The organism is Streptomyces sp. RLB3-17 (assembly GCF_007113425.2).
Lineage (GTDB): Bacteria > Actinomycetota > Actinomycetes > Streptomycetales > Streptomycetaceae > Streptomyces > Streptomyces mirabilis_D.
In genome coordinates, this window is record NZ_CP041610.2 from 814,771 (window position 1) to 841,553 (window position 26,783).

Here is a 26,783-nt window from a genome sequence, read left to right on the forward strand (position 1 = left end):
ACGGACCGACAGTCCGTATGCACCGGAGCATACGGACCGCCAGTCCGCTTCGCAAGCCTGAGCGCGACCGGTGACGCGGACGGGTCACGGAGGGGTGATACGGGGCGCCAGTGCGGCGGCATCGAGTCCCGACAGTTCCTGCAACGACCGTCCGCGCGGCTCGATGCGGAAGAGGTACGTCACCAGGAAGCCGAGCGCGCTGGTGACCGCCACGCCGTAGAGCAACAGGCTCTCGCCGAGCCGCGCCAGGAGCACCGGGAACAGGAAGGTGCCCAGGGCCGCGCCCAACTTGCCGCACCCGGTGGCGAATCCGTGGCCGGCGGCTCGCATTTCGGAGGGGAACACCTCGGCGGGCAGCGTGAAGGTGGTGGAGTTGGGGCCCAGGTTCATGAAGGTGTTGAACAGGGCGAACCCGACCACGACCATGGAGAGGTGTGCCTGCGGTCCGCCCGGCAGTTGGGCGCTCCCGGCCAGGATGCACAGCGCGAGGGCCATGACGCCGAATCCGGTCAGTTGCAGCGGTACCCGGCCGACCCGGTCGACCAGCACGATGGCCAGCCAGAAGCCGATGACCAGGAAGACGTCCAGCACCGCGGTGCCCTTGGTGGAGGCGATGTCATCGGCGATGAACGTGCTGTTGGCGCCGGCCAGTGCGAACGAGGCCAGCAGGGTGGGGGTGAAGATGCCCACGCCGTAGGTGGCGATGTCCATCAGGAACCAGGGCACCGCGGTGAAGATCGTGCGCCGCCTCCACCGTCGGGAGAACAGTTGCGGCTGGAGGAACGCGCGCAACCCCTCCGGGGGACCCTCCAGGCGTTCCCGGTCGGCACCGGTCACCGTCACGGGTACACCCGCGAGTGCCCGCCCGATCTCGCAGGCTTCCTCCTCGTGTCCGTTCTGGGCGAGCCAGCGCGGACTCTCCGGCACCGCGCGCCGCAGCCAGATGATCAGGAGGGCGGGCAGCACGCCGAACCCCAGCATGATCCGCCAGGAGTCGACCTCCGGCCGGACGTTGAGGACCACGACACCGACCACCGCGCCGAGCAGGATCCCGGCGGCCTGCAGACTGAACGCGCCCACCAACCACCGCCCGCGGTTCTTGGACGGCAGGATCTCGGCGAGGTAGCCGGCGGCGATGGGGTAGTCGAGACCGACCGCCAGCCCCAGTGCGAATCTGAACGCCGCCAGCGACCAGGCGTCCCAGGCGAGGGTGCACAGCACCGAGAAGACCACGAACATCCACAGGTCCAGCCGGAAGATCCGGCTGCGGCCGATCCGGTCCCCCAACGGCCCCAGCAGCGCGGCGCCGCACATCGCACCGACGATCGCGGCAGCCGAGACCAGTCCCTGCAGCGCGGAGCCGACCGTGAAGTCCTTGGCGACCAGCGGATTGGCCACCCCGATGATGAAGAAGTCGAAGCCGTCCAGCAGGATGCCCAGTCCCGCCAGCAGCCAGAACCGGACATGGAACCGGGACATCGGCGCGCCGTCCAGCGCCTCGCCCAGCGGCATGGCACGAACGGCGGCATGGTCGGTCATCGTCGCGGAATCGGTCGACAAGACGTCCCTCACTCGAGCACGACATTCCAGGAATCCCCCGGGAGATCGTGCGGGAGCCGACCCGCCGCCACCATCGCCACGGACAGGTGGCGGACCGCGACGCTCGAACGGATTACCTCCCCTCCCCCATTCGACCGCCCGACATCCGTACGGCGGGGTCAGCCCTCCGACCAGCGGGATCGGGACGCGCGCGCCGGGGCTTCTCGTCACACCGGGGATTCTCGTGAAGTTGAGGCGTTGTTCACCCGAACTCCGGGCGGCGGCCGGACAGTACGGCATCAATCCATGTCAGTCCCCCAAGGAGTTGCGCCTGATGCCGAGCACCACGCCCGCCGAGGTCCGTACCATCCCAGCGGGCGGCAGAACCGCACCACCCGGAGGCCACTCTTTGAGGTTGGACATCCAGGGGCTGCGCGCGGTGGCCGTCACGCTCGTGGTGCTCTCCCACGCCGGGGTGTCTCAGGTCAGCGGCGGATACGTCGGGGTCGACGTCTTCTTCGTGATCTCCGGCTTCCTCATCACGTCCTTGCTGCTGCGCGAACTCGCTACCACCGGCCGCTTGTCGGTCCGCACCTTCTACGCCCGCCGCGCTCTGCGGCTACTGCCCGCGTCGTCCCTGGTCATCGCGGTCACGCTGGCCGGGTCATGGCTGTTCCTGTCGAAGGCGCGGCTCGCCGAGTACGCGGGCGACGCCCTCGGCAGCGCGCTGTACGCGGTCAACTTCCGGCTGGCGGCGGCCGGTACGGACTATCTCGCCCAGAACAGTCCGCCTTCGCCGTTCCAGCACTTCTGGTCGCTCGCCGTGGAGGAGCAGTTCTACCTGGTGTGGCCGCTGCTCCTGCTGCTCAGCTGGCGGGCCGCCCGCGGTCGGCGCCGACCGATCGCGCTGGTGCTCGGGGCGCTGTGTGTGGGGTCGTTCGTGGTCAGCGTCCTGGTGACGAACTCCTCGGCGCCCTGGGCGTACTTCGGCTCCCCCACCCGGGGCTGGGAGCTCGGCGCCGGCGCGTTGGTGGCGCTGGCCACGGCCCGGCTGGAACGGCTGCCCGCCGCCCTCGCGGCCCCGCTGACCTGGCTCGGCCTGGCCTGCGTCGCGCTGGCGGCGGTCTGGTACGACGGCGAGACGCCCTTCCCGGGCTACCACGCCCTCCTGCCGGTCCTCGGCGTCGCGCTCGTCCTGGCCGGCGGCTGCGCGCCCGCCCCGCACGGCGCGGGGTGGCTGCTCGGGCGGCGGCCGATGGTGTGGCTGGGCGGGCTCTCGTACGGCTGGTACCTGTGGCACTGGCCGCTGCTGGTCGTAGCCCCGGTGGCGCTGGGCCTCACGGACGGCACCGCCGGGGTGCCGCTCGCGCTCGGGCTGTGCGCGGTCGCGCTGGGCCTGGCCTGGCTGACGCTGCGCCTCGTCGAGAACCCGGTCCGCTTCCACCGGGCGCTCCGGGGACGGCCGAACCGGGCCCTGGCGCTCGGCGTCGGGCTGTCGGCGGGGGCGACGGTGCTGGCGCTGACGGCGGCGGCGGTCCCGCCGACGATCGAAGTCGGCGGCCCCGCGCCCGTACTGGCGCAGGAGCTGGCCGACGCGGCGGACCCGCAGGCGCGGCTGGCCGAGCTCCTGGCCGCGTCCTCCGGCAGCCTGCCGAACAACCTCGCCCCGGCCCTGCCGAAGGTGAAGTCCTCGCGGTCCGCGGTCTACCGGGACGGCTGCCACGTCGACTACGACAGCACGCGCAATCCGCCGTGCGTCTACGGCAACCGCGCGTCCTCCCGAACCGTCGTGCTCTTCGGCGACTCCCACGCGGCCCAGTGGTTCCCGGCGCTGCAGGGCCTCGCGACCGAGCGCGGATGGAAGCTGGTCTCACTAACGAAGGCCTCCTGCAAGGTCGCCGGCGTGACCATCGTCAACCGCCACAAGCCGTACACGGCCTGCGACACCTGGCGTTCCAACGCCGTGGCGAGGATCAACGCCCTTCACCCTGCCCTGGTGGTCGTCTCCTCCTCGGACGCGGGCGACCCCGCCGAGCCCGCCGACGACACCCTGCGGCAGTGGACCACCGGCTTCGAGGACACCTTCCGGGACCTCGGAACCTCCGGCGCCCATGTGGCCGCCCTGCTCGACACCCCATGGCCCAAGGGCGACCCGGTCGACTGCGCCGCCGACAACTCCCTGCAACTGCACGCCTGCGCGAACCACCTGCCGGGCGCGATCCACGATGCGACCCGCCAGTCCGCCATCCGCGGCGCCGCCGCCGCGACCGGCGCCGCGGTCGTCGACCCCCGCCCCTGGGTCTGCGCGGTCCGTACCGGCATCTGCCCCGTCGTCGTCGCCAACACCGTCGTCTACCGCGACGAAAGCCACCTCTCCGAGGCTTACGCCGCGGCCCTCACCCCCGTCCTCGCCGACTCCTTGGACCGCCTCGTCGGTTCGTCCTGAGCGCACGGGGCGATTGAAACCGTTCAATCGCCCACGTCCCGAACGCGTCCGGCTTCACCCAAAGCACGTGCCCACCCGGAAGCTCTGCAAGAAAATCCCGCACACTCATTGACCTCCATCCCGCACGCCCCTACGTTCACCGCCGTGAATCGATTCATCGTTTCTACGTGAGGGGCCCCAGTGATCAGCAGGAGGAACTTCCTGGCGGCATCGGCGGCCACAACGGCCGCGGCCGTCGCCGACACCGGATCAGCAGTGGCCGCAACGGCGTCCGCACCAGCCCGAACGGGTGCGCCACGCGGTGCCCTGCGCATCACCACGCCCGCCGTCGAGTACGTTCAGCACCCCCTGGGCCTCGACGCGCAACACCCGCGGCTGAGCTGGCCGATGGCCTCGGACGAACCGGGGGTGCGCCAGAGCGCCTATCAGATCCGTGTCGCCTCCAGTGCATCGGGCCTCTCGCACCCGGATGTCTGGGACAGCGGGAAGGTCACCTCCGGTGAGTCCGTACTCGTCCCGTACGCGGGCCCCCAACTGAAGCCGCGGACGCGCTACTTCTGGTCCGTACGTGTCTGGGACGCCAAGGGCGACGCCTCGGCCTGGAGCGCGGCGGCATGGTGGGAGACGGGCCTCATGGACGCCGCGCAGTGGTCGGCGGAATGGGTCTCGGCCCCTCCCGCTCTCACCGACGCACCGTCGCTGGAGGGCAGCGCCTGGATCTGGTTCCCCGAGGGCGAACCGGCCAACAGCGCGCCAGCGGCCACCCGTTGGTTCCGCCGCACCCTCGATCTCCCGGACGGCGTCACGGCGGCGACCCTGGCCATCACCGCCGACAACGTGTACGCCGTCTCCGTGAACGGCACCGAGGTGGCCCGTACCGACCTGGCGACGGACAACGAGGGTTGGCGCCGGCCGGCCGTGATCGACGTCCTCGCTCAGGTCCGCTCCGGGAAGAACGTCCTCGCGGTCTCGGCGACCAACGCGACCGAGGGACCCGCCGGTCTGGTAGCCGTCCTCGTCCTGCACACGGCAACCGGCGAACAGCGAATCGTCACCGACGACTCCTGGAGGTCGACGGACATGGAGCCCGCCGCCGGCTGGCGCGAGGCGGACTTCGACGACAGCGGCTGGCCGGCGGCGAAGGAGGCCGCCGCCTGGGGAGCCGGGCCTTGGGGGCGGGTCGTCCCGGCGTCGTACGCGGCCAACCAGCTGCGCCACGAGTTCAGGCTCCCGGGCAAGAAGGTGGCCCGCGCCCGCCTGTACGCCACGGCTCTCGGCCTGTACGAAGCCCACCTCAACGGCCGCCGCGTGGGCCGCGACCAGCTCGCTCCCGGCTGGACGGACTACCATCAACGCGTCCAGTACCAGACGTACGACGTCACCACGCTCCTGCGGCCCGGCGCCAACGCCGTGGGCGCGTACGTGGCTCCGGGCTGGTACGCGGGCAACGTCGGTATGTTCGGACCCCATCAGTACGGCGAACGCCCCGCGCTGCTCGCGCAGTTGGAGGTCGAGTACACCGACGGGACGAGTGAGCGCGTCGTCTCGGGCACCAACTGGCGGGCCGCCTCCGGACCGATCGTCTCCGCCGACCTGCTGGGCGGCGAGACGTACGACGCGCGCAAGGAGACCTCCGGCTGGACCTCACCCGGCTTCGACGACCGTACCTGGCTCGACGTCCGCGCCGCGGGCGACGCCGCTCCCGGCCTGATCGTCGCGCAGGTGGACGGCCCGGTCCGGGTGGCCGGGGAACTCACGGCAAAGACGGTGACCGAACCAGAACCGGGCGTCTTCGTCTTCGATCTCGGCCAGAACATGGTCGGATCGGTACGGCTGCGCGTCTCGGGCGAGGCGGGAACGACCGTACGTCTGCGGCATGCCGAGGTGCTCAACCCCGACGGCACCCTCTACACCGCGAATCTGCGCACCGCCGCGGCCACCGACACGTACACCCTCAAGGGCGGCGGCGAGGAGACGTACGAGCCGCGCTTCACCTTCCACGGATTCCGCTACGTCGAGGTGACCGGGTTCCCCGGCACTCCCCCGGCGACGGCCGTGACCGGCCGCGTCATGCACACCTCCGCACCCTTCACCCTCGACTTCGAGACCGACGTCCCGATGCTCAACAAGCTGCACAGCAACATCACTTGGGGGCAGCGCGGCAACTTCCTGTCCATACCGACGGACACGCCCGCTCGCGACGAGCGCCTGGGGTGGACGGGCGACATCAACGTCTTCGCGCCCACGGCGGCGTACACGATGGAATCGGCCCGCTTCCTCACCAAGTGGCTCGTGGACCTGCGCGACGCACAGACTCCGGAGGGCGCCTTCACGGACGTGGCACCCATGGTCGGTACGGTCGGCAACGGTGTCGCCGGATGGGGCGACGCGGGCGTCACGGTCCCCTGGTCCCTGTACCAGGCGTACGGGGACCGACAGGTCCTGGAAGATGCCTGGCCCTCCATCCAGGCGTGGCTGAAGTACCTGGAGAAGAACAGCGACCACCTGCTGCGGCCGGCCGGCGGGTACGGCGACTGGCTGAACGTCTCCGACGAGACTCCCAAGGACGTCATCGCGACCGCGTACTTCGCGCACAGCGCCGACCTCGCGGCCCGCACGGCCAAGGAGCTCGGCAAGGACTCCGCCCCCTACCTCGACCTCTTCGAGCGCGTCCGCGCCGCTTTCCAGAACGCCTACGTCACCGCCGTGGGCAGGGTGAAGGGCGACACGCAGACGGCCTATGTCCTCGCCCTGTCGATGAACCTGCTGCCGGACGCGCTGCGCAAGGCGTCGGCCGACCGCCTCGTCGCGCTCATCGAGGCCAAGGACTGGCACCTTTCGACGGGCTTCCTCGGCACACCCCGGCTGCTGCCCGTCCTCACCGACACCGGCCACACCGACGTCGCCCACCGGCTGCTTCGGCAACGCTCCTTCCCCAGCTGGGGCTACCAGATCGACAAGGGCTCCACCACGATGTGGGAGCGCTGGGACTCCATCCAGCCCGACGGCAGCTTCCAGACCCCGGCCATGAACTCCTTCAACCACTACGCGTACGGCTCGGTGGGCGAGTGGATGTACGCCAACATCGCCGGTATCTCGGCGGGTCGGCCCGGCTACCGCGAGATCGTCATACGCCCCCGCCCGGGCGGCGACGTCACCTCCTCCCGCGCCACGTTCACCTCCGGCTACGGCCTGGTCTCCACGCGATGGCGGCAGCGATCCGGCGCGTTCGTACTGAGCTGCGCCGTGCCTCCCAACACGACCGCGGAGGTGTGGGTCCCCGGGGAAGACCCGGACGCGGTGACCCACACCCACGCGACGTTTCTGCGCACGGAGGACGGCTGCGTGGTGTACCGGGTCGGCTCCGGCGAGCACCGCTTCACGACGTAACGGGCACGGACCTGCCCGCGGCTCGGGAGCCGCGGGCGGGTGTGTGTCCGTGAGACTGCTCCGCCTTTCCGTGCGGCAGGACGCGCGAGTGCCCAGTCACCAATAGTGGCGGCGACCACCGACAGCGTGTCCGGCAGCCCCGAGGATCCACAGGACGAGTCCGATGATCACAAGGATCACGCCGATCGTCCAAAGAATGCTGATGCCCGTGACGAAACCGACGACGAGCAGAATGATGCCGAGTACAAGCATGGCAACCTCCCGCAATGAGCCCCCCTCGTCACCTCCGTGTACCACCGCAGGGCAACTCCTAACGCGGTCGCGGCAGGCGATTAACGCGGTTGCGGCAGGCGATCGGGGGAGCTCTCCGGCTCCCGCGGCGGGGGCGCGCTCTTCGCGGGTACGAGTTCGGTGAGCAGGAGCGTACGGTCGTCCGCTCCGTCGTTGGTGGCCGACGTGCCGCGCAGCAGCCGTCGGCACAGCGACTCCAGGGTGTCCGGGCCGGTGACGCGGTCGGGGTCCTCGCCGTCCGTGTCGAGAAGGCCCGCGAGGCGGGCGATGCCCTGGTCGATGTCGGTGTGGCGGGACTCGACCAGGCCGTCGCTGTAGAGCAGGAGCAGCACCGGGTCGGGCACGTGCAGAACGGTGGGTTCGTACGTCCCCATGCCGAGTCCGAGGGGCAGACCCGGGCTGGTGAGAGTGACCGGCCCGGTCCGTCCGCCCGGATCGCGGATCAGCGGCGGCGGATGGCCGGCTCCGACGAAGGTGCAGACGCGGCGCCTCGCGTCCCATTCGGCGTACATGCACGTGGCGAAGGAAGCTCCCGGTGTGTCACAGGCGAGCGCGTCGAGACGGTGCATCAACTCGGCCGGGCCGATGTCCAGCCCCGCCAGGGTACGGACGGCGGTGCGCAGCTGGATCATGGCGACGGCCGATTCCGGACCGTGCCCCATGGCGTCCCCGACGATCAGACTGACGCGGCCTCCCGACCGGGGCAGTACGTCGAACCAGTCACCGCCGATGATGTTGTCGTGCCCGGCGGGGAGGTAGCCGTGGGCGATACGGCATCCCTCGAACACCTGCTCGGTGGCGGGGAGCAGGCTTCGCCGGATGGCCAGTGCCGTACGGCGTTCGCGTTCGTACCGGCGCGCGTTGTCCAGGGCCACACAGGCGCGCGCCGCCAGCGACTCCACGGCCTCGGCTTCGACGGGCAGGAAGGGCGCCCGGTCCGGGCCGCGCGTGCAGGCGATGAATCCGACGGCGATACCACGCAGATGCAGCGGGACGACGAGGAAGGAAGCCGTGCGCAGGAGGACGTCCATGCGGGCGTCGCCGCCGCCGGAGGTGCTGAGCCGCGCGGACGTATGGGCGTCGACCGTGTCGAGCAGTTGCGTCTCAAGAGTGGCGATGGCACGTGTGTAGGGCGTCCCGCGTGGAAAGACGATGACCTCGCCGACCGGCAGCAGCCCCTCCCAGTCCTCGGGCGCGTCCGTTCCGATGCGCAGCGCGAGTCGACGGGCCTCGATCTGGGGTGGTTCCGCGGAGGCGTACGCGTTCTCCTCCAGCAGCCAGCGCTCCAACAGGTAGACGGAGGCCGCGTCGCAGAACCCGGGCGTCAGCGCGTCGACGACATGGCTGCCGGTCAGGCGCAGGTCGAGTTCCGAGCCGATGGCGTCGGCCGCGGGGGAAAAGACCGGCCGGCGGGGTGCACGCGCGGTGGCGGGTTCGTCGTCCATGGGACAGTGCGCTTCGTTCCGCAGGGTTGTGCCTTTCCGGTGGGGCGCGGCTCCGGCAGCGTGGCCTGGGCATCGTCCCGCCACACATGGTCGGCAACTATATGATGGGGCGTCAAGATCACGTACATGACAGGGAGTTGAGTTGGCCGACAACGACGGTCTCCCGCAGGGGATCGATCCCGACAAGGCGAGCGTTGCCCGGATGTACGACGCGATGCTCGGCGGACAGCACAATTTCCCCATAGACCGGGAGGCGTTGGCGGCCTTCACGGCGATCGACCCCCAGGTGCGCACGCTGGCGCGGGCCAATCGCGCCTTTCTCGGCCGGGCCGTGCGATTTCTGGTCGAGGCCGGGGTACGGCAGTTCATCGACCTCGGATCGGGCATCCCGACACAGGGCAACGTGCACGAGGTGGCACAGGCGGCCAGCCCGGACGCCCGGGTGGTCTACGTGGACAGCGACCCGGTGGCCGTGGCCCACAGCACCGCCCTGCTCGCCGACAACCCCGGCGCGGACATCGTCGACGCCGACATCCGCCGGCCGGCCGACATCCTGTCGTCCCCGCAGGTGCGGAAGCTGATCGACTTCGAGCAGCCCGTCGCGGTGCTGATGATCACGATCCTGCACTTCATCACGCCCGAGGAGAACCCCGCCGGCATCGTGGCCGCGTTCCGGGACGCCCTCCCCGAGGGGAGCTGGCTGGCGCTCACGCATGCGACGAACCAGGATCGCCCGGACACGGCCGCCGCCGTGGGGCAGCTGTACCGGTCCAAGGCCACATCACCGGTGACCGCCCGCTCCCGCGGCGAGATCCGGGACCTCTTCGACGGCTTCGACCTCGTGGAGCCCGACCTCGTCTACGTACCCCTGTGGCGCCCGGCCCCTGACGACCACGTCCCGGAGAACCCGTCGGAGTACTGGGTGTACGCGGGCGTCGGCCGCAAGCGTGCGTGACGGAGCCAACGGCCAGGGGTCAGAGCGGGTCCGACGACAGATCACGACGTCGGTCGGACATCGGCGGCGTGTCCTCGTCACCGCCCGCCCGTGACGTCCGGTCGGTGGGAGAGGTCCACCCGGCGCTCGGATGGTTGGGGGCATGGGGACCGAGGACTTCGGCGACCGCCACGGACACGTGTTGCCGGAGCGGGTCGGGAAGCGGATCTCCGTTGACGGCGCCGACCAGGTCTTCGGCGACATGGTGGACTTTGGTGTTGGTGTGCTGGGACACCTCGACCAATACGTTCCAGGCGTCGGCGGCACTCAGGCCGAACGAGGCCATCAGGACTCCCCGGGCCAGATCGATGACCGGCCGGGTCTGCATGGCCCGTTTGAGCTGGACGACTTCGGTGCGCAGGTCCTGCTCGGCGTCGTCGCTCAACCCATCCTCCTTGTGCGCTCAGTCGTTCTTGCCGGGATGCCCGTCACGGCCGTCGGCGGTCCGCCGATCGACCGCGCAGGGGCTTCGCACAGGGAGCGCTGGAGTTGGTGCTCGGTGTCGATGTCACCGGAGATCGCGGCGGCAGCCCGCCCACCGGCCGAACGTGCCACGACCTTCAGAAGCGGGCAAAAGCCTTCGCTGCCGACCTGGACGGAGAGTGGACGTTCGTGCATGGCAGTCGCTCCTGGGGCATCCGCCTATCTCACTACTCCAAGCGTCGGCCTTCGGATCCTCACACGTCAAGAGATACAGGAACTTTCTTTCACCCTTTTGAATGCGCGAATGCCGCGCCGTATCCTCGAGACATGGGTGAAGTACCGCAGGGACATACCGGCTGGACGTTTCTCACCAACCACGCCCGAGTGCTGGCTGCGATCTCCAGGGATCAGGGAACCCGTATCCGCGACATCGCCGCACGGTGCCGACTCACCGAGCGCGCCGTCCAGAAGATCATTTCCGATCTGGAGCAGGACGGCTACCTCACCCACACCCGCCAGGGCCGCTCCAACGTCTACCACATCGAACCGGGGACCATCCTCCGGCACCCGGCGGAGGCCGGGTTGAGCGTAGAGGGCTTGCTGACCCTCCTCGACCAGCACGAGGCACGGCGCGACGGCAGGCCCGAGCCCGAGCAGCACTCGCTGGCGTTCGACCATTCCGCTCGGCGCGCGACGGACTGACCTCCGCGGCCGGAACGAGAGCGCCGTCGCCGCCCCCTCGCTGCGTGACCTGATCATCGCGTGTCTGGCCACGGAACCCGGACGCCGCCGCGAGCGCCTTTGCGGACAAGGAGGCCCCGGTTGACATGCCCCTTGGGCGTGGCAGGGTTGAGGCAGTGACAAAACGACCACAAGCTGCGTGCTGGGAGGCGGCTGACATGGTCAACGTCGGCTTGTGGGTCCGGGTCCAGGCCAAACCCGGCAGGGAGAGGGACCTCGCGGAGTTTCTGACCGGCGCTCGGTCCGTCGTCGAGGATGAACCCGAAACGGTGGCGTGGTTCGCCGTGCAGCTGGACGAGTCCACCTTCGCCATCTTCGACGCGTTCCCCGACGACGCCGGCCGCCGGGCCCACCTGGTCGGCGGCGTGGGCAAGGCACTCGCGGACAAGGGACCCGAGCTGCTCCGTGAACCGCCCTCCATCGAGTACGTCGACGTGCTCGCGAGCAAGCTCCCCGGCCGCGCGTGATCCCCGGCCCGCGGCCCGTGGAGACCCCGGGCCCTGTGCCCGGAGGAATACGTAAACCGGTTACGTGAACAACTCCGCAGGCAGGCCCGGGAGTTGGGTGCCTCTCCTGGTGGCGAGGAGTCTGCCGGTGCAGGCCGAATCTCGCGCGGGACGGTCGGCTCCGGCTCGGTCATCGGAACCCTGGGCGGTCAGATCTCGCAGTTGATCTCTACGTCGGTCCCCTGCTCGCCGTCGCAGTCGTCCCTACCGGTGTTGCCGTTGAGGAAATCGGCGTTGGGGCCGCCCCTGAGGATGTCGTCCCCGGCTCCTCCGTCGATCGAGTCGATCGCGCCCACTCCCGGGACGCTCCGGGTGTTCTGGTCGATGTTGTCGCCGAACAGCAGGTCGTTGCCACCGCGCCCGTAGATCACATCGCGCCCGGCGGTCGCCCCGGTGGCGTCCCCCAGGGAACTGTCGCCGACGATGAGGAACTCCCCCGCGCTTCCTCCCGCGATCCGGTCGTTGCCGGAGCCGACCGCGGTGCCCCCGGAAGCGGAGTGGTCCCCGATCGCGATCGTGCCGCCGTCCTCGCCGAGGTCGATGACGTCGTCACCGCCGGCCCCACTCGCGTTCCCCGAGACGGCGACGCTGTCGCCCGTCGCGTCACCCAACTCCCCGGGCCCCTCCAGGAGTACGTCGTCGCCGGCCCCCGAGGCGCCGAAGAATCCCAAGGCGTCCCCGATGAGGCTGTCGTTGCCGTCGCCGCCCTCGAGACGGTCGTTCGCACCCCCGGAGGCGGTGTCGCCCCTGCTGTCACCGACCATGCTGTCGTCTCCGGGGCCGCCGAACAGGCGGTCGGCCGAGGCGCCGGCCGCGGCGCCCTGCTGAGCGGAGTTGTCGCCCACCAGAGTGTCGTTCCCTGCACGGCCGAACAGCAGGTCCCGGCCCGTGGCGGCGTTCACGGCTCCGGTGGCGCCGAAATTGTCGCCGATCAGGCTGTCGTCGCCGTCTCCGCCGTCGAGGGAGTCGGCACCCGGTCCACCGATGAGACGATCGTCCCCGCCCAGACCGCAGATCAGGTCGTTGCCACCGAGGCCGTCGATGACGTCGGCGCCCGCGGTGCCGATGATCACGTCCGGCCCCGGTGTCCCGCTGGTGCCCGTGGTCGTCGCCGGCCGGCCGAAACAAGTGGGCACTCGCACGGCGGCCTGCGCCTCCCCCGCTCCTACGAGGGCGGTCGCCGCGAGGACGACGGCACTGCAGGACAGGACGCCCAGACGCCCCGGTCCCTTCCGACGGTTCTCCGGCACGGATGCCCCACGGGGGTCGTCGCGATCACCTGACGCGGGATCCCTTCCAGGGCGCGTCGCCGGAGCAGCCCGGCAGGGGGCCGTTTTCATCCTTTCAGTGGCGTGGAGCACCTGGGGTTGCACTGCATACCGGCCGGACATAGTGACCGGTACGGCCCCCCTCGGCTTGTACGACAAGAGTATGAACGTGATTACAGATGGTTAATCTTCTCATCACATGATGAACCCGCTCAAAGGAGGCACTCGTGACCACATCGTCGCAGCCACGGGTATCGGGTCTGGAAATCCGCTCCATCGACTACGTCCCCCTCGACGAGCGGCACGGAAAACTCTGGCACCTGGGGCCTCTGTGGTTCATGTCCAACGCGCAGATCGCCACCCTGGCGGTAGGGCTGATCAGCATCACCGAGGGCGGCAACCTCATCTGGTCGCTGATCGCGATCGCCACGGGCACCATCCTCGGCACGTTCTTCATGGCCTTCCACTCCGCGCAGGGCCCGCAGCTGGGACTGCCGCAGATGATCCAGTCACGGCCGCAGTTCGGCTACGTCGGGGCCCTGCTCGTATGGCTGTTCGCCTATGTGCAGTACGCGGGGTTCAACATCTTCAACACGATCCTGGCCGGTGAGGCCCTGCACACCACATTGCACGGCGGCGTCAAGCTGTGGGTCGTCGTGGTCACACTCATCGGGTTCGTCATCGCACTGGTGGGCTACGACGTCATCCACCGCGCCGAGCGGATCCTCACCTACACCTTCCTGGTCGTCTTCGGGATCTTCACCGTGGGCATCCTGCTCACCCTGCACTATCCCCCGGGCTCCTTCGACCTCGGCGGCTTCCAGTGGACCCCGTTCCTCGCGCAGTTCGGCGTGGTCGCCGGATACCAGATCAGCTGGGCCATCTACGTCTCGGACTACTCCCGCTACCTCCCGCCGGACGTGACCGTCCGCAAGACCTTCTACTGGACGTACTTCGGGTCGGCGCTCGGCGGCATCTGGCTGATGTGCCTCGGGGCTCTGCTCGCCGCGTGGGCGGGCAAGGACTTCGAGACCGTCCGCTCGATCAACGCGGCGGGCGACAAGGTCTTCAGCGGCTTCGGCGCGATCGTCCTGCTGTTCTCCGCCCTGGGCCTGATCTCGGTGACCGCTCTGAACATGTACGGCGGGTCTCTCACACTCATCAGCGCGATCGACTCGTTCAAGAGAGTGCGGCCGACCGTCGCCGTACGGCTCGTGACGATCGGCCTCACCGCGGCGCTCTCCGTGGTGGGGGCGCTGGCCTCCACCGCCCACTTCCTCGAGAACTTCAACAACTTCCTGCTGTTGGTGCTCTACCTGTTCATTCCGTGGACCGCCGTGAACCTCATGGACTACTACGTGGTGCGCCGCGGCCACTACGCGGTCGCCGAGATCTTCAACCCGCACGGCATCTACGGCCGCTGGGGCTGGCACGGCATCATCGCCTACCTGGTCGGCTTCGCGGTCATGGTGCCGTTCTTCTCCGTCGGCACGCTCTTCGTCGGACCCGCCGCCCACGCGCTCGGCGGTGCGGACATCGCCCTGTTCATCGGGCTGCCCGTCTCCGCGGCGCTGTACTGGCTGCTCACCCGGTCGATCGACGTCGATGCCGAGGCCCGCCTGGCCGAGGCGGAGATCGCGACGCTGGAATCGGCGGCCCATGAGCACCGAGAGCCATGACCTTGCCATGGGCGCCGACCTGGCCATGGGCGCCCGGAACTAAGGGCCGAGAACCGCAGGGCACTTTTATGCGTCCTGTCTGTCTTGCAGAGTGACGACCGCCGCTCGGGGCGCGAACAACAGCAAAGGGTGATCATGAGGCGGAGATGGGTGCTCGCCGCAGTCGTGGCGTTTCCGGCGGCTTTCGTGGGGTGGATCGCCTGGACGGTCTTCACGGCCCTCACTGCCGACCCGATGACCCAGGTGGAAGCCGCCTCGTGCGAGGACGCCATGCGCTACGCGGACCAGGACGGGCTGCCCAAGGGGGCTCAAGACGCGAAGTGCACCGTCCGCGCCTGGCTGGACACGGAATACCGGGCGCGATTCACGATCACACGAACGGATCTGGACGCGTGGCTGAAGGAGGCCTATCCCGGCACCCGTCTCACGTCGGAGTACTGCTCCGGGACACCGGTGGACGTCTGCGCTCACATCGATCTGCACCCCGAAGCCGAAGGCGGGGCGATGGCGGTGGACCTCACCGTGCAGTACGGCGAGGACTCGACAGCGGTCGTCGACTTCTCGGCGTACGACGTGTGACGCAGCCGACGCCACCTCCCGCACGAACGGTTGCCGCTGCCCTTCCGCCCCGACCGACCTGTGCGGTCACAGAACTAGGGTCTGCCCGGCGGATCAGGTCGGAGGGAAGCAACGGCGCCTCATCAGCGCAGGTGAGCGGGGTCTGGCGCGTGCAGCTGCAAGGCGGAGGAGGGAGTCGACGCGGAGCGTCGGCGAGTGACGACAACGCCGCAGATGGGCGTGCCAGACCCCGCGTCTCCGGCATGATCCGCCGGACAGGCCCTAGATGTTCTGTCCACGGAGGTTGGTGACAGGTTTCACGGTGGGGTGATCTTGAACGAGTGAGGGCCTTCCGGGTTCGGTGTGGATTGCGACGTCTACACCGACCGAAAGGCCCTCGTGCTCCACCGTAATGCACCCCTGACCGAGACCGGACGCCTGCGTCTGGCCCGCTGCGTCGTAGAGGACGGCTGGACGCTGCGCCGGGCCGCCGAACGCTTCCAGGTCTCACCCACGACGGCTCAGCGATGGGCCGGCCGCTACCGCGAACTCGGCGAGGCAGGCATGGCCGACCGGTCCTCGCGCCCACACCGCAGCCCGCGCCGGACCCCGACCCGCACCGAACGCCGGATCATCAAGGTCCGCGTGCTGCGCCGCTGGGGACCGGCCCGCATCGCCTACCTCCTGGGCCTGAACCCGGCCACCGTCCACCGCGTCCTGACCCGCTACCGCCTGGCCCGGCTCACGCACCTGGACCGGGCCACCGGCCGGGTGATCCGCCGCTACGAGCGCGACCGCCCGGGCGAGCTGGTGCACGTCGACATCAAGAAGCTCGGCAACATCCCCGACGGCGGCGGACACAAGACCCTCGGACGCCAGGCGGGCCGCAAGACCCGCTCCGGCGCCGGCTACAGCTACCTCCACAACGCCGTCGACGACCACTCCCGCCTCGCCTACAGCGAGATCCTCACCGACGAGAAGAAGGAGACCGCCGTCGCCTTCTGGACCCGCGCCCACGCCTTCTTCACCCAGGCCGGGATCACCGTCGAACGCGTCCTGACCGACAACGGCTCCTGCTACAAATCGCACCTCTGGCGCAACTCCCTTGCAGAGTCGGGGATTTCACACAAACGCACCCGCCCCTACCGGCCCCAGACCAACGGGAAAGTGGAGAGGTTCAACCGAACCCTCCTCGACGAATGGGCCTACGCACAGCCCTACCGGAGCGAAGCCGAGCGACGCGAGGCATACCCCGTCTGGCTCCACACCTACAATCACCACCGCGGACACACCGCGCTCAAGGGCCAACCACCCGCCAGCCGCGTCCCCAACCTCACAGGTCAGTACACCTAGACCGCCGCGAGCAACGGCGCGACCAGACCCCGCGCCCACTCGCCTGACGCGGGCTCCCCGCTGAAGATCGCGCGGTAGTACAGCGGACCGAGCAGTCCGTCGACGGCCCGCTCCACGCTCGGCACCTTGCCTCCTCGAGCTCGCTCCCGCTCGATGATCGCCCCGAGCTGAGCGTGCCGGTCGGCCGTGCAGGCGCTGCCGCCCTCAGGGCCCGAGCCGATCGTCGCCCGCATCAGGGCGAGGACGTCGGGATCGGCGAGGTCGGTGGCGACATCGCCCGTCCACCGCTCCAGGTCACCCACCAGGGAGCCGGTGTCCGGCACCACGACGTCGCCACTGAACCGACTCGTGGCGACGTCTGCCAGGAGCTGCGCCACTGAACCCCACCGCCGGTACACCGTGGTCGCGTGCACGCCGGCGCGCGCCGCGATGGCGGGAATGGTCAGCGCCTCGGCCGGCTCATCGGCGAGCAGCTCCCCGACCGCGCGGTGAACGGCCGCGCGCACCCGCGCGGAGCGGCCGCCGGGACGGGGCTGGACTGTTGCTTCGGTCATGCGGAAATTATCGCACTGATCGCTGCGTTAGGGGAGGACCGCTAACGCAGCGATCACTGCATTCGGAGAGAGAGCGCATGCCTGACGTATCCACGTCCCACAAGAAGGTCCCGTCGGCCTCAGCCCCAGGTGGCCCGCCGTCCGGTCGCGTGCGGCGGGGGCTGAGCCGACCGGTGGCCTTCGCCTCCATCGCGGCCGTCTTCGTCCTCTTCATGGCCGCGTCGAGCGCGCCGTCGCCGCTCTACGTCATCTACCAGCACGAGTGGAGCTTCTCTGCGACCACGCTGACCACCGTATTCGCGGTGTACGTCGTAGGAATGATCGGGGCACTCCTGGTGCTCGGCGCACTGTCCGATCACATCGGCCGCCGACCGGTCCTGGCATCGGCCATCGCCCTCGAAGCGGTGGCGATGGCACTGTTCATCGTCGCCGACGACGTCTCGATCCTTCTCGTGGCCCGCTTCGTCCAGGGCATCGCCACCGGCGCGGCCATGACCACGCTCGGCGCGACCCTCGTCGATCTCAACCCGCCCCACGCGCCGCACCGCGCCGGCGTCATCACCGGTGCGGCCCCCACCTTCGGGCTGGGCCTCGGCGCACTGGGCTGTGGTGTCCTCGCGGAGTACGGGCCGCACCCGACCCGACTGGTCTACGTGCTGCTGCTCGCGGCTCTGGTCCTCGCCGGACTGCTCATCGCCCTCATACCCGAGACGGCACAGCGCCGGCCCGGCGTCGTACGGTCGCTTCAGCCGCGCCTCGGCGTCGCTCCGCGGCTGCGCACGGACCTGATGGCACTCGTGCCGATCCTGGTGGCGAGCTGGGCACTGGGCGGACTGTATCTCTCACTCGGTCCGTCAGTGGCCGCCAACCTGTTCGGCCTGTCCAGCCATGTCATCGGCGGCCTCGTGGTCACCCTGCTCTGCGTGCCCGCCTCGATCACGGCGTTCGCGCTGCGCGGCTGGCCCACCGAGCGCACGCTCGCGCTTTCGGCCACCTTGCTGCTGCTCGGCACGGCCGTGGGTCTGGGCGGTGTGGAGTCGAACTCGCTCACCATGGCCGCGTCCGGCACCGCCCTAGCGGGAGTCGGCTTCGGCGGCTCGGCTCTCGCCAGCTTCGGCACACTGGCCCGGATCGCCGAGCCGGCCGAGCGGGGCGAACTGTTCGCGGTCGCGTTCGTGATCTCCTACCTGGCCTTCAGCATCCCGGCCGTGGTCGCAGGGATCGCCGCCACGAACGTCGGCCTGCACGAGACCTCGGTCGTCTACAGCGTGGCCGTCATCGCCTTCAGCGCCCTCGCGCTCGCCGCCCAACGGCTCCGCACGGGACGGGCCAGGAACACCGGCCAGTGCGGCCGGCCCGCCACGGCCCACCACTAGAGAGACTCCGACACGGACACCCTCACCACCCGTCCATGACGGGTGGGTGGGCACACGAAGCCCCCGGCAGGCACAGAGGCCCACTGCCGGGGAGCTTTGATTTCCAGAGGAACGACACGACCGCGCCCAGGACCGTCGTCACCACCGACGCCCGCGACGGCATCGGCGCGAAAGGTCAGCGGTCGGCGATGTCCTCGCGCAGGCCGTCGGAGAATTCCCACCATGACAGCGGAAGCCAGTCGCCGTTGACGAAGCCGTCGACCGTAGCGCCTCGGCCGCGGACCGTCACGGTCGTTCCCGGCGGGTAGGTGGTGCCGGACAATCCCGGCACGGGAACAAGCAGCGTTCCCAGTCGCTGTGCTGACATCTTTCGGCCTCCCTCTCCACTGCATTTCTCTGCACGGCACCGGGCAGTTATTCACATCGACGTTACCGGCTTGTCCGATCGCGCAGGACGGAGAATCATGAGAGATGGGTCACGCGGAGAATGTGGGCGGGGGCGTGGACATCACATACATGCGTCACCGAGCGGAGGTGGCAGCCGTGAAGGCCGTCGTTTACAAAGGGCCGTTCAGCGTTGCGGTCGAAGAGGTTGAAAAGCCCAGCATCCAGCATCCGAACGATGTGATCGTACGGGTCACTTCCACCGCGATATGCGGATCCGATCTGCACATGTACGAGGGCCGTACCGCCGCCGAGCCCGGCATCGTCTTCGGCCACGAGAACATGGGAATCATCGAAGAACTCGGTCAGGGCATCACCTCACTCAAGGAGGGCGACCGTGTGGTCATGCCCTTCAACGTCGCCTGCGGGTTCTGCATGAACTGCGTCGAGGGATTCACCGGTTACTGTCTGACCGTCAATCCCGGTTTCGCGGGCGGCGCGTACGGATACGTCGCCATGGGCCCCTGGAAGGGCGGCCAGGCCGAATACCTACGCGTACCGTTCGCCGACTTCAACTGCCTGAAGCTGCCGCCGGGAAACGAGCACGAGAGTGATTTCATATTGCTCGCCGACATTTTCCCCACCGGATACCACGGTTGTGAGCTCGCCCAGGTCCGCCCGGGCGAGAGCGTCGCGGTGTACGGCGGAGGGCCTGTCGGACTCATGGCCGCCTACTCGGCTCTGATGCGCGGCGCGAAGAAGGTCTTCGTCGTGGACCGGGTCCCCGAACGGCTGCAGAAGGCCGAGGAGATAGGCGCGGTTCCGATCAACTTCTCCGAGGGCAACCCGATCGAGCAGATCAAGGACCAGACGGACGGCATCGGCACGGACAAGGGCATTGACGCCGTCGGCTACCAGGCGACAGGGCACGGCACGGACCGCGAAGAACCGGCGACCGTCCTGAACTCGCTCGTCGGCACGGTTCGAGCCACCGGAGCGCTCGGCGTGCCCGGCCTCTATGTGCCCTCCGACCCCGGCGGCCCGGACGAGCAGGCCAAGCAGGGCAAGCTCCTCGTCTCGATCGGCAAGCTCTTCGAGAAGGGCCTGCGGATGGGGACGGGACAGTGCAACGTGAAGCGCTACAACCGGTACCTGCGCGACATGATCATCGAGGGCAGGGCGAAGCCCAGTTTCGTGGTCTCCCACGAACTGCCCCTGGATCAGGCACCGTCGGGCTACGACAAGTTCGACAAGCGGATCGAGGGCTACACGAAGGTGATACTGCACCCGTAGCCCTGCGGACCGCGGCCTCCGGCCACTGGCGCTCGCCGGCTGTCGCGATGTGATGCCCTGCCAGGTGCGCCGGGAGTTTCCCGGCGGGCAGGGAACGTCGGCCGACGGTGTGTGCGTGAGCCTGGCCCCGCCACTCCCCATGCGCGAGGTCGCTTTCGGCGACGGGAGCCAAGGCGGTGAACCCCTCCGCTCGCGCAGCGGACGACGGCGGGCCCCGGCGGAACAGAATCCGCCGGGGCCCGCCGCCCGGGTACGTACGACCGGTGACCCGCGTCAGTCCGTGCCGGACTCCATCGCGGCGCGGTCCAGCATCGTCTCCTCGTCCGTGGCCTCGCCCCGCGAGGCGATCACCTCGGCGCCACCCTCGTCCATGGCGCCGATCAGACCGGTCGAGGCCGCCTGCGCGGCGCCGATCGGCGTCGGGTGGTCGCTGCCGACCAGGCCCAGGCCCGCGTACTGCTCGAGACGGGCACGGGAGTCGGCGATGTCCAGGTTGCGCATGGTGAGCTGGCCGATGCGGTCCACCGGGCCGAACGCCGAGTCCTCGGTCCGCTCCATGGAGAGCTTGTCCGGGTGGTAACTGAGCGCCGGGCCCCGGGTGTCGAGGACCGAGTAGTCCTCGCCGCGGCGCAGCCGCAGGGTCACCTCGCCGGTGATCGCCGTGCCGACCCAGCGCTGCAGCGACTCGCGCACCATCAGCGCCTGCGGGTCCAGCCAGCGGCCCTCGTAGAGCAGCCTGCCCAGCCGGCGACCCTCATTGTGGTACGCGGCCACGGTGTCCTCGTTGTGGACCGCGTTGACCAGACGCTCGTAGGCGATGTGCAGCAGCGCCATGCCGGGGGCCTCGTAGATGCCGCGGCTCTTGGCCTCGATGATCCGGTTCTCGATCTGGTCTGACATGCCGAGGCCGTGCCGGCCACCGATCGCGTTGACCTCCATGACGAGGTCGACCGGGGAGCCGAACTCCTTGCCGTTGACGGTGACCGGACGGCCCTGGTCGAAGCCGACCGTCACGTCCTCCGTGGCGATCTCCACCGACGGGTCCCAGAACCGCACGCCCATGATCGGTTCGACCGTCTCGATGCCGGTGTCGAGGTGCTCCAAGGTCTTGGCCTCGTGCGTGGCGCCCCAGATGTTGGCGTCCGTGGAGTACGCCTTCTCCGTCGAGTCCCGGTACGGCAGCCCGTGCGCGAGCAGCCACTCCGACATCTCCTTGCGGCCGCCGAGCTCCGTGACGAAGTCCGCGTCCAGCCAGGGCTTGTAGATCCGCAGGTGCGGGTTGGCGAGCAGCCCGTACCGGTAGAACCGCTCGATGTCATTGCCCTTGAACGTGGAGCCGTCGCCCCAGATCTGCACCCCGTCCTCAAGCATGGCCCGCACCAGCAGCGTGCCGGTCACGGCACGCCCCAGCGGCGTGGTGTTGAAGTACGGGCGCCCGCCCGACCTGATGTGGAACGCGCCGCAGGCGAGCGCGGCCAGCCCCTCCTCGACCAGCGCGGCACGGCAGTCGACGAGCCGGGTGATCTCGGCGCCGTACGCGGTGGCACGGCCGGGCACGGACGCGATGTCGGGCTCGTCGTACTGACCGATGTCGGCGGTGTACGTGCACGGGACGGCGCCCTTGTCGCGCATCCAGGCGACGGCGACCGAAGTGTCGAGCCCGCCGGAGAAGGCAATGCCGACGCGCTCGCCGGTGGGGAGGGAAGTGAGGACCTTGGACATGGCAAAATTATGCAACATCTCGCATGGTCATGCAAGGCCGCTCTGCCGACGGTCGGGTGCCCCGCCGATGAGGAAGTGACCGAGACCACAAAGAAAACGACGCCGTTTCGATAGTGCCGGAGCTACGCTGACGACATCGAAGTGAACGAAACCGTTTCGTTCACAGGGAGTGCGGTGGCGGACACCCGACCCACGTCGGCGGGCGCCCCCACCCTCACGAAGGGCGCCCGTCATGACCTCCGTACTCGTCGTGCACAGCCAGTCCCTGCACCGGCTCGGTCTGCACATGCTGCTGGCGTCCGAGCCCGACCTGACCGTCGTCGGCGAGGCGACGAGTGGCACCGAGGCGGTCCGCGTGAGCGCCGGGCTCGGTCCCGACGTCGTCGTGATGGGCGACCACGCAGCCGATCCGAACGGCGTCGAGGCCATCCGCCGCATCACCCGGCCCCTCACCACGCTTCCGGCGCCCGAGCCCGTCAGAGCCGGCGGGCGCCCTCCGCGCGTACTGGTCCTGACTCCCAGCGGCCACGAGGGGTACGCCTACGCGGCACTGCGCGCCGGAGCCGGTGGGTTCCTCCCCCAGGACGCCACCCCCGACGAACTGACCGCGGCCGTCCGTATCGTGGCCGCCGGAGACGCCGTCACCACTCCCAGCGTCACCCGTGCGCTCATCGACGCCGTCCGCCAGGAGCGCCCGGCCCGCACCCCCGAGCGGGAAACAGGGCTCGACATGCTCACCGAGCGGGAACGCGACGTCCTCACCGCCGTCGCCTCCGGCTGGTCCAACGCCGAGATCGCCACGCGGCTGTCCATCGCGCCGACCACCGTCAAGTCACACGTCAGCCACATCCTCGCCAAGATCGGCGCCCGCGCCCGCGTACAGGCGGTGGCCTTCGCCTACGAGTCGGGCCTGGTGCGACCGGCCGCCTGACGCCGACCCCCACCGCACGGCCGCCGACTCCGCGAGCAGGTCGGCGTCGCGGTACCACTCCCCGTAGGCCACGCCTCCCCCTCGCGCCGCGCCCGCGTGCAGGCGGTGGCCCCAAAACGCCTGTCAGACGCGCTCCGCGGTGGTGCCACGCAGGACGAGCCGTGGGGTCAGTACGACCTCGCGGGACTCGGTGCGGCCCTGGTCCAGGCGCTCGACGGCGGCGATCACCGCATGCCGGGCCTGCTCACGGGCGCTCTGGCTGACCGTGGTCAGATTGAAACAGCTCAGGCGGGAGAGGGCGTCGTCGTCGTAGCCGACCACGGACACCTCGCCCGGAACGGCGACCCCGGCACGGGACAGAGCGGCCAGGACGCCGATGGCGGACTGGTCGTTGAACGCGACGATGGCGGTGGGGAGTTCGGCGCCGTCGAGCAGCTGGCGGGCGGCACGTTCGCCGGCCGCCTCGGTGTTGTCGCCGCGCAGAACCCCGATGTGCGCGTCCAGGCCGTGACGGCGCATGGCGGCGCGGTAGCCGCGGCGACGGTCGGTGGCGATGACCCCCTTGCCGCCGTCGACGTAGGTGATCGCGCGGTGGCCGAGCTCCACCAGGTGGTCGACCACCTGGCCGACCCCGTCGTCGTCGGCCGAGCGGACGACATCGAGGTCGGCGTCGGCGATCCGGCGGCCGACGGCGATGACGGGAGCCTTGCGGTCAAGCGCGGCGAGTGCGTCCCCCGAGGCGGTCGGGCCGAGCAGGATCAGAGCCTCGCTGCGGAAGGCCAGCAGCGTCTCGACGGCGGTGTGTTCGTCGCGGGTGCGGGTCTGGGTGCTGAGGACGAGGTCGTAGCCGACCTCCTCGGCGGCCGTGTGGAGGTGCTCGACCAGATCCGCGTGGAAGGGGCTGTGGATGTCGACCATGACGCCGAGCAGCCGGGTGCGTCTGCTGGCCAGCAGACTGGCGGTGCGGTCCACCTGGTAACCGAGCTCGGCGGCGGCTTTCAGGACGCGTTGCCGGGTGCGCTCGCTGGGGCCGGGCACACCACGCAGCACCAGGGAGACGGACGCGGTGGACACGCCCACGCGGGCGGCCACGTCCTCCAGCCGGGGGCGTTTGCTCGCGCCGTCCCTGCGACTCGCGGAAGCGTCGTCGTCCACTCGCACCTCCCGGCAGATCTCCTCGGGCAACACCCTTGACACGTTCACGAAACGAGCCGATAGTACCAGGACTTAAAGCGCTTTAAATTGTCCTGACGTTCCAACGAAGTCAGCTCGGACCGCTACGGCTCCCGGCATTCCGAGCCCGGCCGCATCACCGTCCCGCAGACCGAGTTCCCCGAGCCACCGCACCGTCTCGACCCCGGGACGGTCATCGCCCCCAAGGCCACCGACTCCACCGGGTCCAGGGCCTGTGTCCGGCTGCCAACAGCTTCCGGGCACCCCACCGCTTCTGAGCCCCGCCGCACCCGATGCGGCAGGTCTCTCCCGCGCACCGCGCCCCGACCGAGGCCGCCGCGGCCTCCCCGGCCCCATCCAGCAGCCGCGAATCCACAGCCCACTGCCCGTCACTCCCTCTCACTTGCACAGCGAGGTGCACGCGCCATGAGCCACACATCCCTTCCCCGTTCTCCCCGATTCCGCAGAACCGCCCCCGTCGTGGCGGTGGCCGCCGCGGCCGCTCTCACCCTCGCCGGCTGTTCCAGCAGCTCCGGCGGGAAGAAGGCCGCCGAGAGCGGGGCCGCGGTGTCGGCCGGCAAGGCCGACACCCCCCGCATGACGATCGCCATGGTCACCCACGCACCCTCCGGCGACACCTTCTGGGACACCATCCGCAAGGGCGCCGAGGCCGCCGCCGCCAAGGACAACGTCAAGCTCATCTACTCCAACGACGAGACCGCCGCCGACCAGGCCAACCTCGTGCAGAACGCGATCGACCAGAAGGTCGACGGCATCGCGGTCACCCTGGCCAAGCCCGACGCCATGAAGGCCGTGGTCGCCAAGGCCGAGGCGGCCGGCATCCCGGTCGTCGGCTTCAACGCCGGCCTGTCCGAATGGAAGAAGCAGGGGCTGCTGTCGTTCTTCGGTCAGGACGAGTCCGTCTCCGGCCAGGCGCTCGGCACCAGGCTCAACGACACCGGCGCCAAGCACGCCCTGTGCGTCGTGCAGGCCCAGGGGGACGTCAACCTGGAACAGCGGTGCGCCGGTGTGAAGAAGACCTTCAGCGGCACGACCGACAACCTCTACGTCAACGGCACCGACATGCCGTCAGTGAAGTCGACGATCACCGCCAAGCTCGCGCAGGACAAGTCCATCGACGAGGTCGTCACGCTCGGTGCCCCGTTCGCGCTGACGGCCGCGCAGGCGACGTCCGAGTCCGGCAGCAAGGCGAAGGTGGCGACCTTCGACCTCAACAAGGACCTCATCTCCGCCATCGAGAAGGGCAGCATCCAGTTCGCGGTCGACCAGCAGCCCTACCTCCAGGGCTACCTGGCCGTCGACTCGCTGTGGCTCTACAAGACGAACGGCAACTACAGCGGCGGCGGAGAGCAGCCGATCCTGACCGGCCCGGCCTTCGTCGACAAGTCCAACGTCGACGCCGTCGCCCAGTTCGCCGCCAAGGGCACCCGGTGATGCGCATGGCCCAGCAGGCCGAGCCGGCGGTGACCACACCGCCGGCCCCCGGCCCCAAGGAGACCGACGGGCCGGCCGCGCGGCGCTCCCTGACGCGCGTCCTCCCCCGTGCGCCAAGAGCGAGATCTCGCTCGGGCACGTAAAGACCCCACACGCAGGGCGGACACGACGTGGCGGCATCCCGGCGCACAAGGCGGTCCACCAACCTCCGCCCGTCTCCACCCACCTCCCGCACGCGGCGGCGGCCCACCTCCGCCCACCGCCGGGCACCGCCGCCCACCGCCAGGCACCGCCGAGCACCGCCAGGCACCGCCGAGCACCGCCGGGCACCGCCGCTGGACCGAGGACGTCCTGCCCCAACGCTCCACCGTCTCCCCGTGACCGAAAGGCACACTCTCGTGAAGATCGCCCTCGACCCCTACATGATCCGCAACGTTCCGCTCCTCGAACTGCCCGCTGTGGTCGCCGAGTTGGGCTACGAATGGATCGAACTCTCCCCCCGGGAGGACTTCATCCCCTTCTTCCGGCACCCGCGCGTCGACGACGCGACCGTACGGAAGTTCCGCAAGGCGCTGGACTCGGCGGGCGTCGGCGTCTCCTCCGTCCTGCCCCTGTTCCGCTGGTCGGGACCGGACGAGGAGGCCCGGCAGGCCGCCGTCCGCTACTGGAAGCGCGCCATCCGGATCACCGCCGATCTCGGCGTCGACAGCATGATCTCCGAGCTCAACGGCCGCCCCGAGGATCCGGACCGCAGCGAGGCCCAGTTCTGGAAGTCGATGGACGATCTGCTGCCGCTCCTGGAGCAGGAGGGCATCCGCCTCACCCTGGAGCCGCACCCCGACGACTTCATCGAGAACGGCCACGACGCGATCAACCTGATCCGCGGCATCAACCACCCGAACGTCAGCTTCCTGTACTGCGCTCCGCACACCTTCCACATCGGCAACGACGCTCCCGGCATCATCAAGCACGCCGGCGACCTGCTCACCCACGTCCACCTCGCCGACGCCCTGGACCACACCGCGTCCTCCGGCAACCGCTACATCCTCAACCCGCCCGGCACGTCGGCCCGGATCCATCAGCACCTCGACATCGGCCAGGGCGAGGTCGACTTCGACGCACTCTTCCGCGAGCTGCGCGCGCACGGATTCGACGGCACCCTCACAGCCTGTGTCTTCGCCTGGGAAGAACGCGCCAAGGAATCCTCCGTCTTCATGCGGAAGAAGATCGACGAGTACCTGGCCACCTGGTCCTGACGGACC

General features: G+C 69.6%; 22 protein-coding genes. 13 read left to right on the forward strand and 9 right to left on the reverse strand.

Going from position 1 to position 26,783, the window contains the following annotated elements; all coding sequences use genetic code 11:
• Positions 1 to 84: 84 nt before the first annotated feature.
• A complete protein-coding gene (locus FNV62_RS03975) occupies positions 85 to 1,560 on the reverse strand; it encodes an MFS transporter (protein WP_164404823.1) in 1,476 nt (491 codons plus the stop codon).
• A 313-nt stretch (positions 1,561 to 1,873) separates the two neighbouring features.
• On the opposite strand from FNV62_RS03975, the gene FNV62_RS03980 reads away from it, so the two are divergent.
• Entirely contained in the window at positions 1,874 to 3,985 is a 2,112-nt protein-coding gene (locus FNV62_RS03980; protein ID WP_144314681.1) for an acyltransferase family protein, read from the forward strand.
• Positions 3,986 to 4,165: 180 nt separating this feature from the next.
• Positions 4,166 to 7,375 (forward strand): alpha-L-rhamnosidase, encoded by a 3,210-nt coding sequence (locus tag FNV62_RS03985; protein ID WP_144314682.1) that lies wholly within the window; start codon positions 4,166 to 4,168, stop codon positions 7,373 to 7,375.
• 96 nt (positions 7,376 to 7,471) lie between these two features.
• Here the strand turns inward: FNV62_RS03985 and FNV62_RS54500 are convergent, their stop codons facing one another.
• Together FNV62_RS54500 and FNV62_RS03990 are read right to left on the reverse strand one after the other, a co-directional pair.
• Positions 7,472 to 7,627: a DUF6131 family protein gene (locus tag FNV62_RS54500; protein ID WP_095856802.1), complete on the reverse strand. Its 156-nt coding sequence runs from the start codon at positions 7,625 to 7,627 to the stop codon at positions 7,472 to 7,474.
• An 80-nt stretch (positions 7,628 to 7,707) separates the two neighbouring features.
• A complete protein-coding gene (locus tag FNV62_RS03990; RefSeq protein WP_225900134.1) occupies positions 7,708 to 9,111 on the reverse strand; it encodes a PP2C family protein-serine/threonine phosphatase in 1,404 nt (467 codons plus the stop codon).
• Between the two features lie 142 nt (positions 9,112 to 9,253).
• Here FNV62_RS03990 and FNV62_RS03995 point away from each other — a divergent pair, with 142 nt between their 5' ends.
• Positions 9,254 to 10,066, forward strand: a complete 813-nt coding sequence (locus FNV62_RS03995; RefSeq protein WP_143654297.1) for an SAM-dependent methyltransferase — start codon at positions 9,254 to 9,256, stop codon at positions 10,064 to 10,066.
• Between the two features lie 19 nt (positions 10,067 to 10,085).
• Here FNV62_RS03995 and FNV62_RS04000 read toward each other — a convergent pair whose 3' ends face one another.
• Positions 10,086 to 10,490 (reverse strand): ANTAR domain-containing protein, encoded by a 405-nt coding sequence (locus FNV62_RS04000; protein ID WP_225900135.1) that lies wholly within the window; start codon positions 10,488 to 10,490, stop codon positions 10,086 to 10,088.
• Positions 10,491 to 10,855: 365 nt separating this feature from the next.
• On the opposite strand from FNV62_RS04000, the gene FNV62_RS04005 reads away from it, so the two are divergent.
• Together FNV62_RS04005 and FNV62_RS04010 are read left to right on the forward strand one after the other, a co-directional pair.
• Entirely contained in the window at positions 10,856 to 11,230 is a 375-nt protein-coding gene (locus FNV62_RS04005) for a helix-turn-helix transcriptional regulator (RefSeq protein WP_054233433.1), read from the forward strand.
• Positions 11,231 to 11,427: 197 nt separating this feature from the next.
• Positions 11,428 to 11,736 (forward strand): putative quinol monooxygenase, encoded by a 309-nt coding sequence (locus FNV62_RS04010; RefSeq protein ID WP_097282629.1) that lies wholly within the window; start codon positions 11,428 to 11,430, stop codon positions 11,734 to 11,736.
• A 188-nt stretch (positions 11,737 to 11,924) separates the two neighbouring features.
• On the opposite strand, the gene FNV62_RS04015 is transcribed toward FNV62_RS04010, so the two are convergent.
• Positions 11,925 to 13,025 carry a calcium-binding protein gene (locus FNV62_RS04015; protein WP_164657601.1) on the reverse strand — a complete coding sequence of 367 codons (1,101 nt, stop codon included), beginning with the start codon at positions 13,023 to 13,025 and terminating at the stop codon, positions 11,925 to 11,927.
• Positions 13,026 to 13,270: 245 nt separating this feature from the next.
• Here FNV62_RS04015 and FNV62_RS04020 point away from each other — a divergent pair, with 245 nt between their 5' ends.
• The 3 genes from FNV62_RS04020 to FNV62_RS04030 all read left to right on the forward strand — a co-directional run bounded on the left by FNV62_RS04020 (position 13,271) and on the right by FNV62_RS04030 (position 16,633).
• On the forward strand, positions 13,271 to 14,722 hold the full coding sequence (locus FNV62_RS04020) for a purine-cytosine permease family protein (RefSeq protein ID WP_144314684.1): 1,452 nt from the start codon (positions 13,271 to 13,273) through the stop codon (positions 14,720 to 14,722).
• A 150-nt stretch (positions 14,723 to 14,872) separates the two neighbouring features.
• A complete protein-coding gene (locus FNV62_RS04025; RefSeq protein ID WP_144314685.1) occupies positions 14,873 to 15,301 on the forward strand; it encodes a hypothetical protein in 429 nt (142 codons plus the stop codon).
• Positions 15,302 to 15,679: 378 nt separating this feature from the next.
• A complete protein-coding gene (locus tag FNV62_RS04030; RefSeq protein ID WP_144314686.1) occupies positions 15,680 to 16,633 on the forward strand; it encodes an IS481 family transposase in 954 nt (317 codons plus the stop codon).
• Here FNV62_RS04030 and FNV62_RS04035 read toward each other — a convergent pair.
• Positions 16,630 to 17,187 carry a TetR/AcrR family transcriptional regulator gene (locus FNV62_RS04035; protein ID WP_054233438.1) on the reverse strand — a complete coding sequence of 186 codons (558 nt, stop codon included), beginning with the start codon at positions 17,185 to 17,187 and terminating at the stop codon, positions 16,630 to 16,632. The two genes, FNV62_RS04030 and FNV62_RS04035, sit on opposite strands and share 4 nt — an antisense overlap.
• Positions 17,188 to 17,264: 77 nt before the next feature.
• Between FNV62_RS04035 and FNV62_RS04040 the strand changes: the two genes are divergently transcribed.
• Positions 17,265 to 18,563, forward strand: coding sequence for an MFS transporter (locus tag FNV62_RS04040; protein ID WP_143654301.1), 1,299 nt, complete (start codon positions 17,265 to 17,267; stop codon positions 18,561 to 18,563).
• A 175-nt stretch (positions 18,564 to 18,738) separates the two neighbouring features.
• On the opposite strand, the gene FNV62_RS04045 is transcribed toward FNV62_RS04040, so the two are convergent.
• Complete coding sequence (locus tag FNV62_RS04045) at positions 18,739 to 18,930, reverse strand: hypothetical protein (RefSeq protein WP_060896721.1); 192 nt, start codon at positions 18,928 to 18,930, stop codon at positions 18,739 to 18,741.
• 176 nt (positions 18,931 to 19,106) lie between these two features.
• Between FNV62_RS04045 and FNV62_RS04050 the strand changes: the two genes are divergently transcribed.
• Positions 19,107 to 20,240, forward strand: coding sequence for a glutathione-independent formaldehyde dehydrogenase (locus FNV62_RS04050; RefSeq protein ID WP_054233454.1), 1,134 nt, complete (start codon positions 19,107 to 19,109; stop codon positions 20,238 to 20,240).
• A gap of 273 nt (positions 20,241 to 20,513) precedes the next feature.
• On the opposite strand, the gene argG is transcribed toward FNV62_RS04050, so the two are convergent.
• Positions 20,514 to 21,962: an argininosuccinate synthase gene (gene argG, locus FNV62_RS04055; RefSeq protein WP_143599943.1), complete on the reverse strand. Its 1,449-nt coding sequence runs from the start codon at positions 21,960 to 21,962 to the stop codon at positions 20,514 to 20,516.
• Between the two features lie 232 nt (positions 21,963 to 22,194).
• Here argG and FNV62_RS04060 point away from each other — a divergent pair, with 232 nt between their 5' ends.
• Positions 22,195 to 22,893: a LuxR C-terminal-related transcriptional regulator gene (locus FNV62_RS04060; protein ID WP_143599944.1), complete on the forward strand. Its 699-nt coding sequence runs from the start codon at positions 22,195 to 22,197 to the stop codon at positions 22,891 to 22,893.
• 123 nt (positions 22,894 to 23,016) lie between these two features.
• On the opposite strand, the gene FNV62_RS04065 is transcribed toward FNV62_RS04060, so the two are convergent.
• Positions 23,017 to 24,048 carry a LacI family DNA-binding transcriptional regulator gene (locus FNV62_RS04065; RefSeq protein WP_060899157.1) on the reverse strand — a complete coding sequence of 344 codons (1,032 nt, stop codon included), beginning with the start codon at positions 24,046 to 24,048 and terminating at the stop codon, positions 23,017 to 23,019.
• Between the two features lie 444 nt (positions 24,049 to 24,492).
• On the opposite strand from FNV62_RS04065, the gene FNV62_RS04070 reads away from it, so the two are divergent.
• Together FNV62_RS04070 and FNV62_RS04075 are read left to right on the forward strand one after the other, a co-directional pair.
• On the forward strand, positions 24,493 to 25,521 hold the full coding sequence (locus FNV62_RS04070) for a sugar ABC transporter substrate-binding protein (protein WP_143599945.1): 1,029 nt from the start codon (positions 24,493 to 24,495) through the stop codon (positions 25,519 to 25,521).
• 398 nt (positions 25,522 to 25,919) lie between these two features.
• Positions 25,920 to 26,777, forward strand: a complete 858-nt coding sequence (locus FNV62_RS04075; protein WP_097288667.1) for a sugar phosphate isomerase/epimerase family protein — start codon at positions 25,920 to 25,922, stop codon at positions 26,775 to 26,777.
• The last annotated feature ends 6 nt before the right edge of the window (positions 26,778 to 26,783 follow it).